Source organism: Herminiimonas glaciei, assembly GCF_042664955.1.
GTDB lineage: Bacteria > Pseudomonadota > Gammaproteobacteria > Burkholderiales > Burkholderiaceae_D > Oxalicibacterium > Oxalicibacterium glaciei.
In genome coordinates, this window is record NZ_JBHTBU010000001.1 from 376,923 (window position 1) to 393,047 (window position 16,125).

Annotated in this window: 14 protein-coding genes; 10 read left to right on the forward strand and 4 right to left on the reverse strand. The window is 55.3% G+C overall.

Translation table 11 applies throughout. The features are described 5' to 3' along the window. Positions 1-141: 141 nt before the first annotated feature. The 4 genes from ACFQPC_RS01780 to ACFQPC_RS01795 all read right to left on the reverse strand — a co-directional run bounded on the left by ACFQPC_RS01780 (position 142) and on the right by ACFQPC_RS01795 (position 4,007). Entirely contained in the window at positions 142-1,899 is a 1,758-nt protein-coding gene (locus tag ACFQPC_RS01780) for a sensor histidine kinase (RefSeq protein ID WP_382269931.1), read from the reverse strand. A 146-nt stretch (positions 1,900-2,045) separates the two neighbouring features. Further along, positions 2,046-2,726, reverse strand: a complete 681-nt coding sequence (locus tag ACFQPC_RS01785) for a response regulator transcription factor (protein WP_382269932.1) — start codon at positions 2,724-2,726, stop codon at positions 2,046-2,048. 332 nt (positions 2,727-3,058) lie between these two features. Next, positions 3,059-3,607, reverse strand: coding sequence for a DUF4136 domain-containing protein (locus ACFQPC_RS01790; RefSeq protein WP_382269933.1), 549 nt, complete (start codon positions 3,605-3,607; stop codon positions 3,059-3,061). A gap of 13 nt (positions 3,608-3,620) precedes the next feature. Then, positions 3,621-4,007 carry a response regulator transcription factor gene (locus tag ACFQPC_RS01795; RefSeq protein WP_382269934.1) on the reverse strand — a complete coding sequence of 129 codons (387 nt, stop codon included), beginning with the start codon at positions 4,005-4,007 and terminating at the stop codon, positions 3,621-3,623. Between the two features lie 404 nt (positions 4,008-4,411). On the opposite strand from ACFQPC_RS01795, the gene ACFQPC_RS01800 reads away from it, so the two are divergent. From ACFQPC_RS01800 to ACFQPC_RS01845, 10 genes are all read left to right on the forward strand, one after another. After that, positions 4,412-5,356: a SphA family protein gene (locus ACFQPC_RS01800; RefSeq protein WP_382269935.1), complete on the forward strand. Its 945-nt coding sequence runs from the start codon at positions 4,412-4,414 to the stop codon at positions 5,354-5,356. Between the two features lie 9 nt (positions 5,357-5,365). Further along, positions 5,366-6,532 carry a BamA/TamA family outer membrane protein gene (locus tag ACFQPC_RS01805; protein ID WP_382269936.1) on the forward strand — a complete coding sequence of 389 codons (1,167 nt, stop codon included), beginning with the start codon at positions 5,366-5,368 and terminating at the stop codon, positions 6,530-6,532. A 139-nt stretch (positions 6,533-6,671) separates the two neighbouring features. Beyond that, positions 6,672-7,298: a hypothetical protein gene (locus ACFQPC_RS01810; protein ID WP_382269937.1), complete on the forward strand. Its 627-nt coding sequence runs from the start codon at positions 6,672-6,674 to the stop codon at positions 7,296-7,298. 186 nt (positions 7,299-7,484) lie between these two features. After that, complete coding sequence (locus ACFQPC_RS01815; RefSeq protein WP_382269938.1) at positions 7,485-8,873, forward strand: hypothetical protein; 1,389 nt, start codon at positions 7,485-7,487, stop codon at positions 8,871-8,873. A gap of 35 nt (positions 8,874-8,908) precedes the next feature. Beyond that, positions 8,909-9,394, forward strand: a complete 486-nt coding sequence (locus tag ACFQPC_RS01820; RefSeq protein WP_382269939.1) for a YidH family protein — start codon at positions 8,909-8,911, stop codon at positions 9,392-9,394. A 117-nt stretch (positions 9,395-9,511) separates the two neighbouring features. Continuing rightward, the gene (locus ACFQPC_RS01825) at positions 9,512-11,041 is read left to right on the forward strand and encodes an arylsulfatase (RefSeq protein ID WP_382269940.1); all 1,530 of its coding nucleotides are present in this window, start codon (positions 9,512-9,514) and stop codon (positions 11,039-11,041) included. 91 nt (positions 11,042-11,132) lie between these two features. Then, positions 11,133-12,428, forward strand: coding sequence for a DUF1254 domain-containing protein (locus ACFQPC_RS01830; protein WP_382269941.1), 1,296 nt, complete (start codon positions 11,133-11,135; stop codon positions 12,426-12,428). A 10-nt stretch (positions 12,429-12,438) separates the two neighbouring features. Next, positions 12,439-13,911: a DUF1254 domain-containing protein gene (locus ACFQPC_RS01835; RefSeq protein ID WP_382269942.1), complete on the forward strand. Its 1,473-nt coding sequence runs from the start codon at positions 12,439-12,441 to the stop codon at positions 13,909-13,911. Then, positions 13,908-15,656 (forward strand): SulP family inorganic anion transporter, encoded by a 1,749-nt coding sequence (locus ACFQPC_RS01840; RefSeq protein WP_382269943.1) that lies wholly within the window; start codon positions 13,908-13,910, stop codon positions 15,654-15,656. Before ACFQPC_RS01835 ends, ACFQPC_RS01840 begins: the two co-directional genes overlap by 4 nt. Before the next feature lie 35 nt (positions 15,657-15,691). Next, positions 15,692-16,102 carry a hypothetical protein gene (locus tag ACFQPC_RS01845; RefSeq protein ID WP_382269944.1) on the forward strand — a complete coding sequence of 137 codons (411 nt, stop codon included), beginning with the start codon at positions 15,692-15,694 and terminating at the stop codon, positions 16,100-16,102. Positions 16,103-16,125: the final 23 nt, after the last annotated feature.

The following is a 16,125-nucleotide window of genomic DNA, read 5'->3' on the forward strand; positions in this document are numbered from 1 at the left end:
AAAAACAAGAAGTAAATGAAACGCTCAAATCAAAATATAGCGCTTAGTCAGCACTTGCGCTTGGGTCAGTGGATTTTCAGGTTTAAAGAAGATATCAGTCTGACGCGGGAAGGATAAATGCGCCCGGTGGAGGCCCCGGATCTACTTAAAGTGCTTTGCCACCGGAAAGGTAATGACAAAAGTCGTACCGCCGCCGGGATTATTGAAGACGTCGATGCGTCCGCTATGGGCATCGACGATGGTTTGCACAATCGCGAGCCCCATGCCCATGCCTTCCGGTTTGGTTGTGTAGAACGACTCGAAGATATTCGGCAGGATATTGGTCGGGATACCGGGACCATTGTCGGCGACGATCAGCTGGATATGGGAAGGATTGTTATGTTTGGTCCTTATCGAGAGTGTTCTTTGTGCGGGCGGAACTGCTTCCATAGCTTCCATCGCATTGGAGGCGAGATTGATCAGGACTTGCTGCAAATGAGTGCTGTCACCCATGATCAGCGGCAAATCTTCCGCCAGCTCGGTTGCAATCGTGACGTGATGCTTGATGGCGAGATTGCCGAGCAGGCTGCGCGAGGTATTGATTACCTCGTTCAATGAAACCGGTTTGGATTCCAGCGAACGCTTGCTCAGTAGTACGCGTAGTTTTTGAATAATCAGGCTGGCGCGCAAATTATCATCGCGTATATCCGCCAGGATAGCCCTGAGTTCCTGATCCGGATGTGATTGCTGGTTCAGCATCATGGTCGCTGCATCCGCATTCGCGAGGATCGCTCCCAGTGGCTGGTTTATTTCGTGGACGATGGAAGCAGTGAGTTCGCCGACACTGCCCAGGCGTGCCACATGGGCCAGGGCGGTACGTTGACGGTTCGCTTCTTCATCCGCGCGCAGTCTCTTCTTGCGCTGCCATTGCAGGCCGAAGATCAAGAGCATGATGACAGCTGTCATCAGTGCGAAGGCGATGATTTGCATCGCATTGCGTTCCAGCAGGGTGGGGGTATTAAAAGGGCGTTCGCAGTCTTCAGGGATAATGTTTAAATCAAATCCCCAACGCCGGATTTGGCGATCATCCAGTACGCAACGGGTTTTCTGGCTAATTTGTGTATACGGACCGCCGTTCGGGTTTTTCAGCAGTTGCAGTGCCAGCTGTCCGGCTTCACGGCCATGTTCGCTCAGGTTGATGACCTGGCCACCGACTACGCCGTTACCCATATAGCTGCTGCGCATACCGTATAGCGGCACACTGGATTTCTCCGAAATTGCCCGTACCACTTCATCGGTCGCATAGCGTACGCCGTCGCGATCATCATCTATGGTCATGGCCAGCAGTGCAGTATCGGGCGGGAGTGCCGCGACAAAGCTCAGCAAATCGGCCAGGGGTCTTTCGCCTATGGTATCTACATGCAAGTCTGCCTGTTTGGCTTTGGCGAGGGCGGCCAGTTTGGTATGCAGTTGCTGGATTTCTTCCGGATGGGGCGATTCCACTATCTGGATGATATGCCTGACGGTGGGCTGCAGCTGCATGATGAGCGCCAGGTTCGCCGCATAGTCGTAGTCAATAAAGACGCCGCTGATATGTTGTGGGCGCTGGCGCCAGTAAATGTCGGGACTGGACAAGGAGTAATACATTGCCGGCGTGTCAGGCCAGATCGTTTGTCCGTTGCGTTCGATAAAATCCAGTGCACGTTCGCCCCGGCCTATGATCAGGTCTATATGACGATCACTGTATTTCCTGGCAATCAGGTCGATTGCATCTTGTTCAAGTTTGCCGGGTGGTTCACTGTGCCTGATCAGGTGCTCGGAAAGAATTTCTACTTTTTGCGACGATTTGGAAAATACCTCGTACATCGCGTGATCGATCATTTGCGCATTGGGGGACAAGACCTCTGCGGGATTGATCACCAGTATTCTTTTGACGTGGTCTGCCGTCGCAGGCCAAGCACATACCTGCATTGCGATGAACACAATGCAGGTGCGCAAGCCCTTGCTTGAACTTAGGCGACTCCATTGGAAGAGCGTTTGCAGAATAGGGAGAGTCTGCTTGCCCGTCACGAAAACCGCGCTGAATTAAACGAAGTCTCGTATACCGAATCGGATTCGATGTGGAGTTTTTCAACGACATGCACCAGTTCGGCCAGCGTTTTGACTTCCATTTTTTCCATTACCCTGGCACGGTGTGCTTTTACCGTACGTTCGGCGACGCTAAGCTTGGCACTGATCTGTTTATTCAGTGCGCCCCGCGTCACCATCGCCAGCACTTCTTTTTCGCGCGAGGTCAGGCTTGCGTAGCGTGCTTCCAGGTCGGACAGGTCCTTGCTTTTCTGTCGCTTGCAGGCGGCGTCCCTGAGGGTCTTGTCCAGTGTGCTGAGCAGGGCCTGGCTATCTAGTGGTTTGCAGAAAAAATCAGCCGCTCCCGCTTTCATCGCACGTATCGAATCACTCACCGTGGCTTCGCCGGTGATGAAAATGATAGGTAGCGGATGTGCATCGGCGACCAGCATTTCCTGCAGATCAAGGCCGCTGGGGCCGGGCATATTAATGTCGAGGATGATGCAGCCGGATTCATTGCCGATGCCCGACAGGAGCATGTCACCGACCGAGCTATAGTCGAGTACACGGTAACCGGTAGTCTGGAGCAAGCGCTGCAGCGCGCGCCTGAAAGAGGGATCGTCGTCAACGATTCTGATGACGGCTGGTTCAGCCTTGTCCTGTAGTTCTATTACGTTCATGCGACATCTCCAAAAAGTCGACGCGACAAAATACGTGGAACAAAAAGGCTATTGATTTAACAAATACGACTGTATTCCTTAATTTTCCTTGCGGCAACTTTTCCTTGCTTTCGTTTTTTTATCGAAAGTCTAGGTGGGGGAATGCATCATGCGCCTGATAACAGGGGCAGGAATATTGGCCTAAAGGGCAGAGCATCCTGCACCAAAGGGCAAAGTGTTTTTGCTTTTTCTTGAAGGAATGTTAAATGCGAAGTGCTCACTCCGCAAGCAAAATCGTTATCAATTGTTAACAATTTTCCGGTTGTATTTGCAAGCGGGTGAGCAGTACTGCTTTACTTGGCCTTGACGACGCTGCCGGGCGGGAAGCCGGCAAACATTTTGTCGAGTGAGGCATCCAGCAGGGAAGTGGTTTGTTCAGGTTTGTCCGGGATATCCGCTTCGGCGGTACCGCGCCAGATTGCTTTTTTATTTGCGGTATCAAACAGGTCTACCACCAGCGTGCCGGTTTGATAAGTATCGACGACCGTGGTGGCGCTGCCCATGCCGGGTGCCGGCATTGCGCGCCAGCCCCAGCCTGCGTAAGGGCCGGAATCATAGAAGGTACTGATGGATTGCTTTTGCGCGGTGGCGACGTGGGCGACGACGGTGACGTCACCGGCATTGCTGGGACGCCAGCCTGCTGCCTGCAAACGGGCGTCGACACCGCTCATGATGCGTTGCTGGAATAAGGGATTGCTGACCTGCGGCCGGGCCAGCCAGGTATAGGTACGGTATTTGGCGAAGTTGACCGCCGGATCGCTGTCAACGGTGACGGTGGGGCTGCTGGCACAGGCTCCCAGAAGTGTCGTCAAGGCCAGCAACATGATGGCGCGCAGTTTCATGTGTTTCTCCTTTTTAAAGTGGACCAGCATGCTTCAGACAATCCCTTACCTTGGAAGCCAGTGACTGCCCGGTAAAAGGTTTGGGTAAATATAGTTTTCCTACGCCCTGGACACGTACCCGTATTTTTTCGTCGTCCTGTGCAGTAATAAAAATGATGGGTATATCTCTCCCCATGGCCTTGATTTGCTCCAGTAACTCGAAGCCCGAGATCCCCGGCAGATAGAGGTCCAGCACCAGGCAATCGACGGAGTCCGCAACTGCGGATTCGAGAAAGCCTTCGGCCGAAGCGAAGCCCACCGGATTCCAGCCGCAGGCATTGAGCATGCGCAGGATGGCGGCGCGCAAGCCATTGTCATCCTCAACTACCGCGATCTTCCACGGCGCATCAGCAGGCCTCATGACTCAGTCTCCAAACGAAGATGCAATCCACACACTGAAACAACTGAGCTGGACCGTACTGCCTGTTGCCATGCGTTTGTATTGATAAAGCCCGGCTTCGGTGCGCTGTTTCTCGTGTGCATCCATGCTGTCTTCCTCCCCGGTCGCCGCCCTGTCAGTCACCTGTGCTTTTTCGTATGTTTTTAGCCTCAGGCGTTTCGTGATGAAAGCGTGAAGCATGCGGGCCGTCTTGAATATTGCCGATTGAGGCAAACGCTTATGCACGTTAGGGCAGATACTGTCCGCGGCCACGTTGGACGACAGACTTGCACCAAGGGGCACTATTCTTATCACCAAGATACAAGTGCAATCGAAACGCCTTTTCTCCATGCTGTGCGCATATCGCTATCCCATGGAGATCAGACATGTTGCGCAAATACCTGACGATTGCCGGTTCCTTGATTTTCATATTGCCGGGTGCGGCACATGCGACAGAAGGTACGATGGGGCGGCCTATCACGGCTCAACAAATATCTTCGAATGCCGGTATCGTGCCGCCGGAACCCGGGTGGGCGGTGTCGGTACAGAGTATTTATTTCGATGGCGATATTGGCGCTTCGCGACAAGTGCCGATTGCAGGTGAGGTGAGTGCCGGTATCAAGGTCAAGGCTTCCTATACGATCGCGAACGTCACGCGCATCTGGGACACCGGCCCGGGTCAGTGGAATTATGCTTCGGCAATCGGCATACCACTGCAATATATAAAGGCCCAGACCTCACTACAGGCTGGATCCCTGGCCAGCGGCAGTTCAGATTCGACGACCGGCATCGCCGATATCCTGGTCACGCCCATCATCGCCGGTTACCACTTTAGTAAAACCGAACACATGTCGCTGTCGCTGCCTATCTATGCACCGAGCGCCAGTTACGACCCGAAGCGGCTTGCGAATGACGGGCAAAACACCTGGACGTTCATGCCGACCATTGCTTACACCAGTTTAAACAAGGACGGTGGCGAATTCACCGCGATGGGTATGCTGCAGTTTTACACCAAGAACAAGGACACCGATTACCGCAATGCCCCTTTGCTGGTCACTGAAGCGCTGTGGACCACACGTGTTGCGAAAGACACCAACCTCGGCGTGGTCGGTGGCGTGATTTATCAACTGGGTGATGACAAGGGCGCACTGGCGGATCGCCTGAATGGCTTTCGCGGCAGCGCAGTAGGGCTGGGGCCTATCATGACCTGGAGTGGAAAAATCGGAAATAATCCGGGTTCGGCGAGTGCACGGGCAGTGTGGGATATCGATACCAAGGACCGCCCCAAGGGTTACTCGATCGGTGTCAGCCTGAGTTTGCTCTTCATGTAATTCCCTTACATGACCATATTGCGGCCGGCGGCCTCGTTTGTCCTGTACCTACTGGTGCTGTCTATCGCCGGTATCGGTATCTGCCATGCGCAATCCGATGCGCTTAGCGCGACGCATGAGATGACGGCCAATGTGAATGACGCCGGGAAATTTTCCGAAGAAGCCGAGAAGAAACCGGTCAAGAAAACCAACTTCGTTGTACTCCCCATTCCGCAATCCAATCCGGCCCTGGGTTCGGGGCTGACCCTGGTTGGGCTTGCCTTGTATAACCCGAACGAAAGTGAGCGCCCGTGGATCAGCGGGGTGGCAGTGATGAAGGCCGGTTCCAGCAGCATGGTGGGCATCGTGCAGCAGGCGACCTTCATGCAAAACCGCTTACGGGTGATCGCCGGTATAGGCCATGCCGATCTGGATTTGAAATTTTACGGTATCGGCACTGCCGCCGGTGATCGTGGCGTATCCATTCCCTTGAACCAGGTCGGTACCGGTGGCATGGTGCAGGCGCTGTACCAGGTCGGTGATCACTGGTTCCTAGGCTTGCGTTACCAGAATACGCATCTGAAAAGTGCGATGGATTTGTCGCAGCTGCCACGTATAGGTGCGGTCATCCCGGAAGCCGACCTCAGGCGGACTACGGCCTCGCTCGGGCCGGCTATCGAATATGACTCGCGCGATGACGGCTTCTATCCGACCACCGGCACTTATGCCAAAGCCAATCTGAATTTCTACACATCCGCTTTTGGCAGCGACGTTAACTTCCGTCAATTCTCTGCGTCATGGAATCGCTACTGGCCGTATAGCGCGGGAGTAGTGGTGGCCGGACGTGTCGCCACCTGTGTGGTGGGCGGCAATGTACCTTTCAGCGATCTCTGTATGTATGGCCGCAACAATGACTTGCGCGGCTACACCACCGGCCAGTACCGCGACAAGGCGATGCTGGCGGCGCAGGCCGAAGTGCGCTGGAGCCTTGCGCATCGCTGGGGCGCGGTGGCCTTTGGCGGTATCGGCAGTATCGGTCCTTCATTCAATGAATTGCTGCAGCAAAAAATGTTGCCGTCGATAGGTGCCGGCCTGCGCTGGCAAGCCAGCAAGGATTACAAGATGAACGTCAGCCTGGATGTCGCCTTTACCAAGGATGACCGCGCCGTTTACTTATATGTAGGTGAAGCATTTTGAATTGTCACGCCATGCATCAAAGGGCATGGCCGGTCGCACCATAGACCAATTTTATTAAGGGCAATGAATATTCATGATCAATGCCTGGCTTCGCGTTCCATTTTTTACCCAGATGCATTCACAACATAGGAGAAACACCATGTATATCCAAGTTACCAGCCTCACATTGCTCGCCCTGGCTTTATCGATTAACCCGGCCTATGCACAGGATGCAAAAGCCCCCACGGCCACACCTGCCGGTGGAGAAGTGCTGGTGGTTGGCCGCGGCAAGGGCGTGGTTGCCGCAGCCGGCAAACGTGTCGTACGCGGCACGATTACCAATGTGAATGCCGAACGTCGCGAATTTACGGTCAAGCGCAGCAGTGGTGAAGAAATCGTGGTGCCGGCCGGACCGGAAGTAAAGAATTTTGCTCAGATCAAGGTTGGAGACCAACTGGTACTGCGCGAAGGTGAATCGGTGGTCTTGAGTTTGCAGAAGTCACAGGCCGGCAAACAGTTGCGCGAACGTTCTGTCGCTGAAACCGCATACGTCGCCAAGGCAGGTGACAAGCCTGGTATTGCCGCCACGCGTGAAACGCATATCGTCGCCGACGTCATTGCCGTGAACAAAAAGGATGGCAGCGTCACGTTGAAGGGTGCCAGCCGGACGCGTGTGTTTTACCTGACTGACCCGACAGCCCTGGCCAATATCAAGAAAGGTGACCAGGTCGAAGCGGTCATAAAAGAAGGGGAATCCCTGTCGATTGAAACACCGCGCTCACCTTAAAGCCGAAACGCAAGCGTCTCCGGCCAGGCAGCTAGCAATGCTGCCTGGCCGGAATGCACTAAAGGGCAATGGCTTTGCTCACTAATGAACGATTTTTTTCTTTTTTGTCCTGGGTAATGATGAGCAGCATGAGAACAGGACGATGGAAGTCGTCTGATCCGCCTGATAAATCGATGAGAGACAGATATGTTGAGCATCAGAGCAGGAGCACCGCAGGGCGAGACTGATCACCGGCCAAGGCCGGCGATGCTGATGGCGCGCGCGGCCATGCATTCTGCCGGACAGGCACTGCAACATTGGATGAAAACATGCATACGCGACGGCATGGCGCAAACCGTTCTGTTATCGACGCGAGCAGATGAAGCTGGCGAGCGGCCACCAGCACCGCCTGCACCGGGTTCCGGCAAGGATGATGGGACTGGAACAGAGGCGAGCGCAGCGCAACCTTTCAGTGGCGGACCCCTATACAAGATCCAGGGCGTGGTTGGCCTGCTGGCCGTGGATAAACCCAATGTATTGCGGCGCGCCTTGTTTGCGATGGCGCTGTGCTGGTTGCCGCTGGCATTTCTAACTGCGCTGCCTGGGCATGACAACAGCAGCTTCTGGCCGGATTTCGGGACCCATGCGCGCTACCTGATAGTGGTGCCGTTACTCATCATCGCCGAAGGTATCTGCATACCGCGCATAGGGGCGCTGGCTTCGCATTTCCTCGAATCTGAAATAGTCGCCGATGCGCAGCGCCAGGCCTTCCTGGACATTATTGCGTCTACCCAGCGCTTGCTGAATATGCTGTGGATAGAGGTAGCGGTCATTGTCCTCGCCTACCTATGCATTGCCGCGATCTACGAGGCTCGGCCCTTCGACGGGGTTCCGGCATGGATTACCGTCAGCACACATGTCGGCAAAGTGCCGTCTCCCGCCGGCTGGTGGGGCTTGCTGGTCAGCCTGCCGGTCATGCTGTGCCTGCTGCTGAGCTGGGTATGGCGGCTCTGCCTGTGGGGGCGTTTCCTGTATCTGGTTTCAAGGCTGGAGTTGCGCCTGATCCCGGTCCATCCGGATGGTGCGGCGGGCCTGGGTTTTGTCGGCTATTCGTCGCAGGCATTTGCCGTCCTGGCGACCGCTCTCGGCGTGCTGGTTGCCGGTGCCATTGCCAACAGTGTATATGCCGGTGCATCGCTGACTTCCTACCATTACCTGGTGCTGTTCTTTGTTGTCGGCGTCGTCCTCTTTTTCAATCTTCCGCTGCTGGTGTTCCTCGATCAAATGTTGCGGGCCTGGCGCCGCGGCACCTTGCAATACGGTGGCCTGGCCGACCGCTTTGGCCTTGAGTTTGAACGCAAGTGGCTGCATGACCCGCAAATCGCGCATGAATCCATGATGGACCGGCCGGATTTTTCATCGGCCACCGATTTGTACCAGGTGGTGGATCGCGTTTATGCAATGTGGCTGGTCCCCATCCATCCAAAGAGTGTGGCCATGCTGGCGGTCGCCGCCTTCGTACCGTTTATCCCGGTCGCGCTGATGGCGCTGCCTTTCGATGACATCGTCGACAAACTGACAGGCTTGTTGTTTTAGCGGGCAATTTTCACAAGTTATACATGAGGCCAGATATGAGCAAGGAAGAAAAACATGGTTGGTTTGCACGTTTGCATGACCGCTTCCTCGGTGCCGAACACGAGCATGGGCGTTTCGAGGTCAGGCCAACCGCAGAGAGTCATTTTTCATGGTTGCGGACCAGGATGAGCCTGGAGCGCACCTTGATGTCATGGGTACGTACCTCAACCGCGCTGATTGGTTTCGGTTTCACTATCGTGCAGTTCTTCCACAGCAATTTGATCGTCGCCAATGCTGTACCGATTCGCCATCCGGAGATGCCGCGCTATATGGGTCTGGCCCTGATCGCCGCCGGTGTGCTCGCATTGCTGGTGGCCTTGTGGCAGTACCGCGCCTTTGCACGCTATTTATGGAACCGCGATTTTGCAGAACTGGCGGGACCGGCCCGGGCGCCGGTCGAGACACCGATCTTTGCGGTCGCAACCTGTCTGTTGCTGATTGGTTGTTATGCATTTTTAGCGGTACTGATACGTGCGATTTGAAGGAGTAGTGGAGAAGAAGTTTGATTTGTTAAGTGAATACCAGGATGGAAAGTTGTGGTTCGGCTTGCTTGCCTAAGGCTGCTGGTCGTTATTGTTAACTATCGTAAAGGAATGGACATGGCAAAGAAGAAACCCAATATCGTCGTTATCTGGGGTGATGACATAGGCATCGCAAACCTGAGCTGCTATACACACGGGCTGATGGGCTACCAGACACCGAATATCGACCGTCTCGCCAAGGAAGGGATGATGTTTACGGACTCCTATTCCGAACAGTCCTGCACCGCCGGGCGTGCATCCTTCATCACCGGGCAAAGCGGCTTCCGCACCGGACTGACCAAGGTCGGTGTGCCAGGCGCGGATGTGGGTTTAAAAAAACAGGATGCGACGATTGCCGACCTGTTACGGCCACTCGGTTACGCGACCGGCCAATTTGGCAAGAACCATCTGGGCGACCGCAATGAATTCCTGCCGACAGTCCATGGCTTCGATGAGTTCTACGGCAATCTCTATCACTTGAATGCGGAGGAAGATCCGGATTACCCTTCGGAAAAAGATTTTCCGGGGTTTAGCAAGGCATTCCGTCCACGCGGACTATTGCATTGCTTTGCGACCGATAAGGATGACACCACCGTAGATCCGCGCTTCGGCAAGGTCGGTAAACAAAAAATTGAAGATACAGGTCCGCTGACACGCCTGCGCATGGAAACCGTCGACGATGAAATCGCCGAAAAAGCCATCGACTTCATCAAACGCAAGAGCTCGGAAGACACGCCATTCTTTGTCTGGGTCAACTTCACCCATATGCATTTGCGCACGCATACCAAGCCTGAAAGCATAGGACAGGCCGGCCGCTGGCAATCGCCTTACCACGACACCATGATCGACCATGACAAAAACGTCGGTTCGGTACTCGATGCATTGGACGAACTCGGCTTGTCCGAAGACACCCTGGTGATTTACTCGACGGATAACGGTCCGCACATGAATAGTTGGCCGGATGGCGGCATGACGCCTTTCCGCAGCGAAAAAAATACCAACTGGGAAGGCGGCTTCCGCGTTCCCGAGCTGGTACGCTGGCCCGGCAAAATCGACGCCGGCGTGATTTCCAACGAGATCATCCATCATCACGACTGGTTGCCTACTTTCCTGGCGCTGGCAGGTGAGCCCGACATCGTCGAAAAATTGAAGAAAGGGCATAAGGTTGGCAGCCAGACCTTCAAGAATCATATCGACGGCTACAACCTGTTGCCTTATCTGACCGGCAAGGAAAAGAAAAGTCCTCGCAAGGGATTTGTCTACTTCAGTGACGATGGCGACGTGGTGGCGGTGCGCTTCGATAACTGGAAGCTCACCTTCATGGAACAGCGCACCGAGGGTACCTTACGCATCTGGATGGATCCCTTCGTCAAGCTGCGTTGCCCCAAAATCTTCAATTTGCGTACCGACCCGTATGAGCGTGCCGACATCACTTCAAACACTTACTACGACTGGTACATGAGCAAGGGCTACATGATATTTGCGGCCCAGGCCATCGTGGGGCGCTTCCTGTCAACCTTCGCGGAATTCCCGCCGGCGCAAAAAGCAGCTGCATTCAATCTCGACGAGGTAATGAGAAAGATGGCAGACGCACCGACCAACGGTTGATCCCGCGGCAAGTGCCGACCGGTGTGGCGATGTCGCACCGGTCACGACGGAAATCCAAGTGGACGTTTATCATCAATTGATTGGGATATTAATGGCTAACTCTTTGCCGGTCGACGAAGCAGCGGAAATTGCGAAGGATGCCTATATCTACGCGTTTGCGATGATGGAAAGCTATAACACCTGGTATTCGCAGGCTGTGGTCAAGGATGCTCCCGGATACGTCGGCGGCTTTAATCGCTTCCGTCATTATGCACAGACGTTTACGCCTGATAACCATGATGTCGTTACGCCAAATAATGACACGCCGTACTCATGGGCCTGGCTGGACTTGCGGGCAGAACCGATGGTGATCAGCGTACCTGAGGTTCCTGCTGATCGTTATTACGTCCTGCAATTCATTGATCTGTTTACATATAACTGCGCTTACATTGGTTCGCGCGCCACCGGTAATGGTGCCGGCGATTACCTGATGGTCGGACCGCAATGGTCGGGCCCCATCCCGGATAACTTCAAAAAAGTCTTTCGCAGCGAAACCGAGATCGTCGGCATCCTCGGGCGCACCCAGCTGAACGGCGTGCAGGATATCGACAATGTCAAGAAAGTACAGGCCGGCATCAAGATTACGCCCTTGAGTGCTTTTCTGAATAAGCCGGCACCACCGCCTGCTGAAGGCCTGACTTTTCCACCGTATAACAAGGCAAAGGCCGCCACGCATGATTTCATCGAATACCTGAATTTCCTGTTGCGCTTCGTGCCGGTGCCGCATACCAGCGAAGTGGCTTTACGCAAGCGTATGGAAAAAATCGGGATTAAACCTGGCGCGCAGTGGGATGCCAGGCACGTCGATCCGGCCATCCTGGCTGCGATTGATAAGGGTGTGGCTGATGCGCAGGCTGCAATCAAAAGCAGGATAAGCGTCACGCATAGCTCGAATGGCATCTTCGGTTCGCGCGCAGCGCTGGGTGAAGATTACCTGACGCGCGATGTTGCCGCCGCGATGGGTTTGTATGGCAATGACCTGGCCGAAGCCTGGTATGGCGGTTTCGTCGGCGATGGCAGCATTAGCCAGGTGCTGCGGTTTCCGCAAGGGCAGTTGCCACCGGCGAAATTTTTTTGGTCGATCACCCTGTACGCCTTGCCGGACCGCTTTCTGTATGCCAACCCACTGAATCGTTACTCGATAGGTGACCGTACGCCGGGTTTGCAGTATGACGCCGATGGCGGTTTGACCCTGTACGTGGGGCATGCGTCACCAGGGAAAGATGTCGAAAGCAACTGGTTGCCCGCACCGCCGGCATCCTACAGCCTGGTCGCACGCATCTATGGCCCGAGCGAAGCAGCGATGAACGGCACATGGAAGTTGCCGTCGCCAACCCCATTGAAATGAAGGAAGCCTCATGTCCAATCCTTTGCACGCTGGCGATCTCCTGGGTACACCGACCTACGCGTCCGATTCGTCGGACCAGCTACTCAGCGGCCAGATCTATACGCCTATCGGCACCATCAATTTAGATAAAGGCTTGCCGGCCGGACCGGTGGATTCGCATGCCTTATACGATGAACTCGATTTCCAGCGTGCCTGCCAGACGTATCTATGGGCTTTGCCTATTGTGTCCTTTGCCGAATGGCAGCACCAGCATGAAAAAGTATTCGGCGCACCGGATGGACAGCTGGTGATTTATGAAAGTTATCAAGACAAGCTCGGCATCCTGACCGCGAACGCAACCACGCCTTACATCATGTCGTTTGCCAATCTGCACCGTACCGGACCTTTGGTGATTGATTTCCCGGCCGGTGCGATGGCTGGCGGCGTTGGCGATTTCTGGCAGCGTAGTGTGACCGATATGGGTGAAACCGGACCGGATCGCGGGCAGGGCGCGAAGTACCTGTTGCTAGGCCAGGGGCAAAGCGTGGCGGACACGACTGGTTATAGCGTGGTGCAAATGCCGATGAATAACATCATGTTCGGCGTGCGCAGCCTGGAAGCTGATCCGCAAAAGTCGAAAGACTTGATTGCCAAGCTGTCGATTTATCCGCTCAGCCAAAAAAACAATCCACCGCCGACCAAGTTGATTTCACCTGCCGGTCGCCGCTGGAACCAGGGCCAGCCGCGTGGCCTGGCTTACTGGAAGCGATTGCACGCGATCCTGCAGGAAGAGCCGGTAGAGCCGCGCGACCGCATGATGATGGCGATGCTGATCCCGCTCGGTATAGAAAAGGATAAGGCCTTCGATCCGGACCAGCGCCAACTCGAAATCCTGCAACAGGGTGCTGATGTCGGCGAGTTGATGGCGATGAACTTCTCATTCAATAAACGCTTCGAAGGCGCGCGCTATCGTGCGGATGCCAGCTGGGTGTATGTGCTGGAGTTGAAGGATCCTGACCAGGAAGACGATTACTACACGCAGCTTGATCAACGCACCGCCTGGTTCTACGAAGCGGTGACCGCCAGCAAGGGCATGATGAGTCGCAGCGCCGGATTGGGCCAGGCTTATCTGGGCAGTTATCACGACAAGGCCGGGCATTGGCTGGATGGCAGCAAGACATACCGATTGCGCGTACCGCCGAATCCGCCGGCCAAACAATTCTGGTCGCTGACCGTGTATGACACACGCACGCGCTGCCTGATCGATAACCCGCAAGGCATAGGCGACAAGTCTTCGCGCATGCCCGAGCTGGTGAAGAATGCAGACGGTTCGGTCGATATCTATATCGGGCCGAAGGCGGTGCCCGGCTTTGAAGCGAACTGGATTCCATCGATACCGCAACGCGCATGGTTTGCCTACTTCCGTCTCTATGGTCCGCTCGAAGCCTATCTGGATGCATCGTGGCCCTTGTCGGATATTGAAATGGTGAAGGAGACATCATGAGCGCCGCGCCGCAAACGAAAGCCGAATCCGGTTCCTGGCTGAAACGTTGTCTGCCGATACTGGACTGGGCGCCGAAGTATCAGAGCAAATGGCTTGGTGCCGACTTGTTGGCAGGTGTGACGGTTGCCGCGTTTTGCATACCGGAGAGCATGGCCTATGCAGGCCTGGCGGGCTTACCGCCGCAAGCGGGTTTGTATGCCAGCCTGCTTGCGGTATTTGCGTATGTTTTGTTTGGTACCTCGAAGCAGGCCGCCATCGGGCCGACCTCGGCGCTGGCGATCCTGGTGGCGACGGGACTGGCCGGCGTGGTCAGCCACGACCCGGCGCGCTACGGGGAGCTGGCTGCGTTGCTGGCGATCCTGGTCGGCCTGATCGCGATCGTGGCGCGTGTGCTGCGGCTGGGTTTCCTGGTGAATTTCATTTCCGAGTCGGTATTGACCGGCTTTTCCGCGGGTGCGGCGATTTATATCGCAACGACGCAATTGGGGAAATTATTTGGTATCGAAGGCGCAACGGGTGAATTTACCGACCGTATCCTTTATATCGGTGCGCATCTGGGTGAGACCAATCTTTACGCGCTCGGCCTCGGTGTATTCGGCATCGTGTTCCTGTTGGTAACCGAGAAGCTGGCACCCAAGGTGCCATGGGCATTGGTGCTGGTAGCGTTATCCATACTGTTGATGATATTCACTGCCTTGAATACGACCGGCATCAAGATCACCGGCCAGATCCCCACCGGCTTGCCACCGATGAAGGTGCCATCTTTCACGATGGCCGACGTGCAAGCCTTGCTGCCGACGGCATTCGCGGTGTTCCTGCTGTCTTATGTAGAGGGCATGGGTGTGGTGCGTACCTTTGCTGCCAAGCATAAGTATCCGGTCGACGCGAACCAGGAATTGCTGGCAGTCGGTGCCGCGAATGTATTGTGCGGTTTGGGTGCGGCGCAACCGGTCGGCTGCAGCATGTCGCGCTCGGCGGTCAACGATGAGGGTGGTGCGAAGACGCCGCTGGCGGGTGCCATTTGCGGCATCTTGCTTGGCATAATCGTATTGTTCTTTACCGGTGTGTTTACCAACTTACCGGAACCGGTGTTGGCAGCGGTAGTGATCATCGCGGTCAAGGGTCTGATCGATATTCCTGCGCTGGTGCGCTTGTACCGGGTCAGCCCGAAGGAATTCTGGATTGCACTGGCTGCGATGCTCGGCGTCCTGGTGTTCGGCATGCTGGAAGGCGTGATGATAGGCACGGTACTGTCATTGCTGATGCTGGTCTGGCGCGCCAGCAATCCCAGCACGGTCTTGCTGGGTCGTATTCCGGGTAGCGAGCTCTACAGCGACCTGGCACGTCATCCGGAAAACGAAACCATACCGGGCATCATGGTGTTCCGTGCCAATGCCGGCCTGTTTTACGCAAACATTGCGAAGATCAAGGACGACTTGCTGGATGCGATTGAGCGACAGCCTGCACCGGTCAAGCTGGTGGTTTTTGATCTGTCGTCTTCGCCTTATTCCGATATTGCGGCTGCCGAGATGCTGCTGGACTTGCAGGCGGAATTGCAGGAACGCGGCATCACGCTGAAGTTATCCAATCTGACCGGCGAGGTGAGGGATTTGTTGAGGCGTGACGGGCTGGACCTGAAATTTGATATCGGACCACGCGCCGGGGTGGAATCCATCGTGCGTGAATGGAGTGCCAATGGCGGCAAGCCGGTCACCGGTCGCCTGAGTAACCTGCCGCAAAGCTGAGACAGCACAGTAGCCCAACCTCTGAGGGGAAAGTGATGACGGAATTCACAGACATACTGACACGCATCTGGCATGACCTGATCTCCAGGCCGAGCGGACCGATGGCGTTCCGCTTCATGTTGCAGCCGACGATGGCGATCATTGCCGCTTTGCTGGACGGCATGAAGGATGCACGCACCGGCCGTTCGCCATACTTCTGGACCCTGGTGCATTCACCTGACGAGCGTTCAGGCCGGCTCAAGGAAGCCTTGAAGGCGACCAGCCGCATCATCGCCTTATCGCTCGGCATGGAAGCGATTTATCAATACAAAGTGCTGCATACCTTTTATATTGGCGAAGCACTGATCATTACCTTCTTCCTCGCAGTGCTGCCGTACATATTGCTGCGCGGGCCGTTTGCACGTATCGCCCGTTACTTCATCGAGAAGAAGAAAGCGAATCAGTGAAAGCCGTTACACACTCTCGTCGA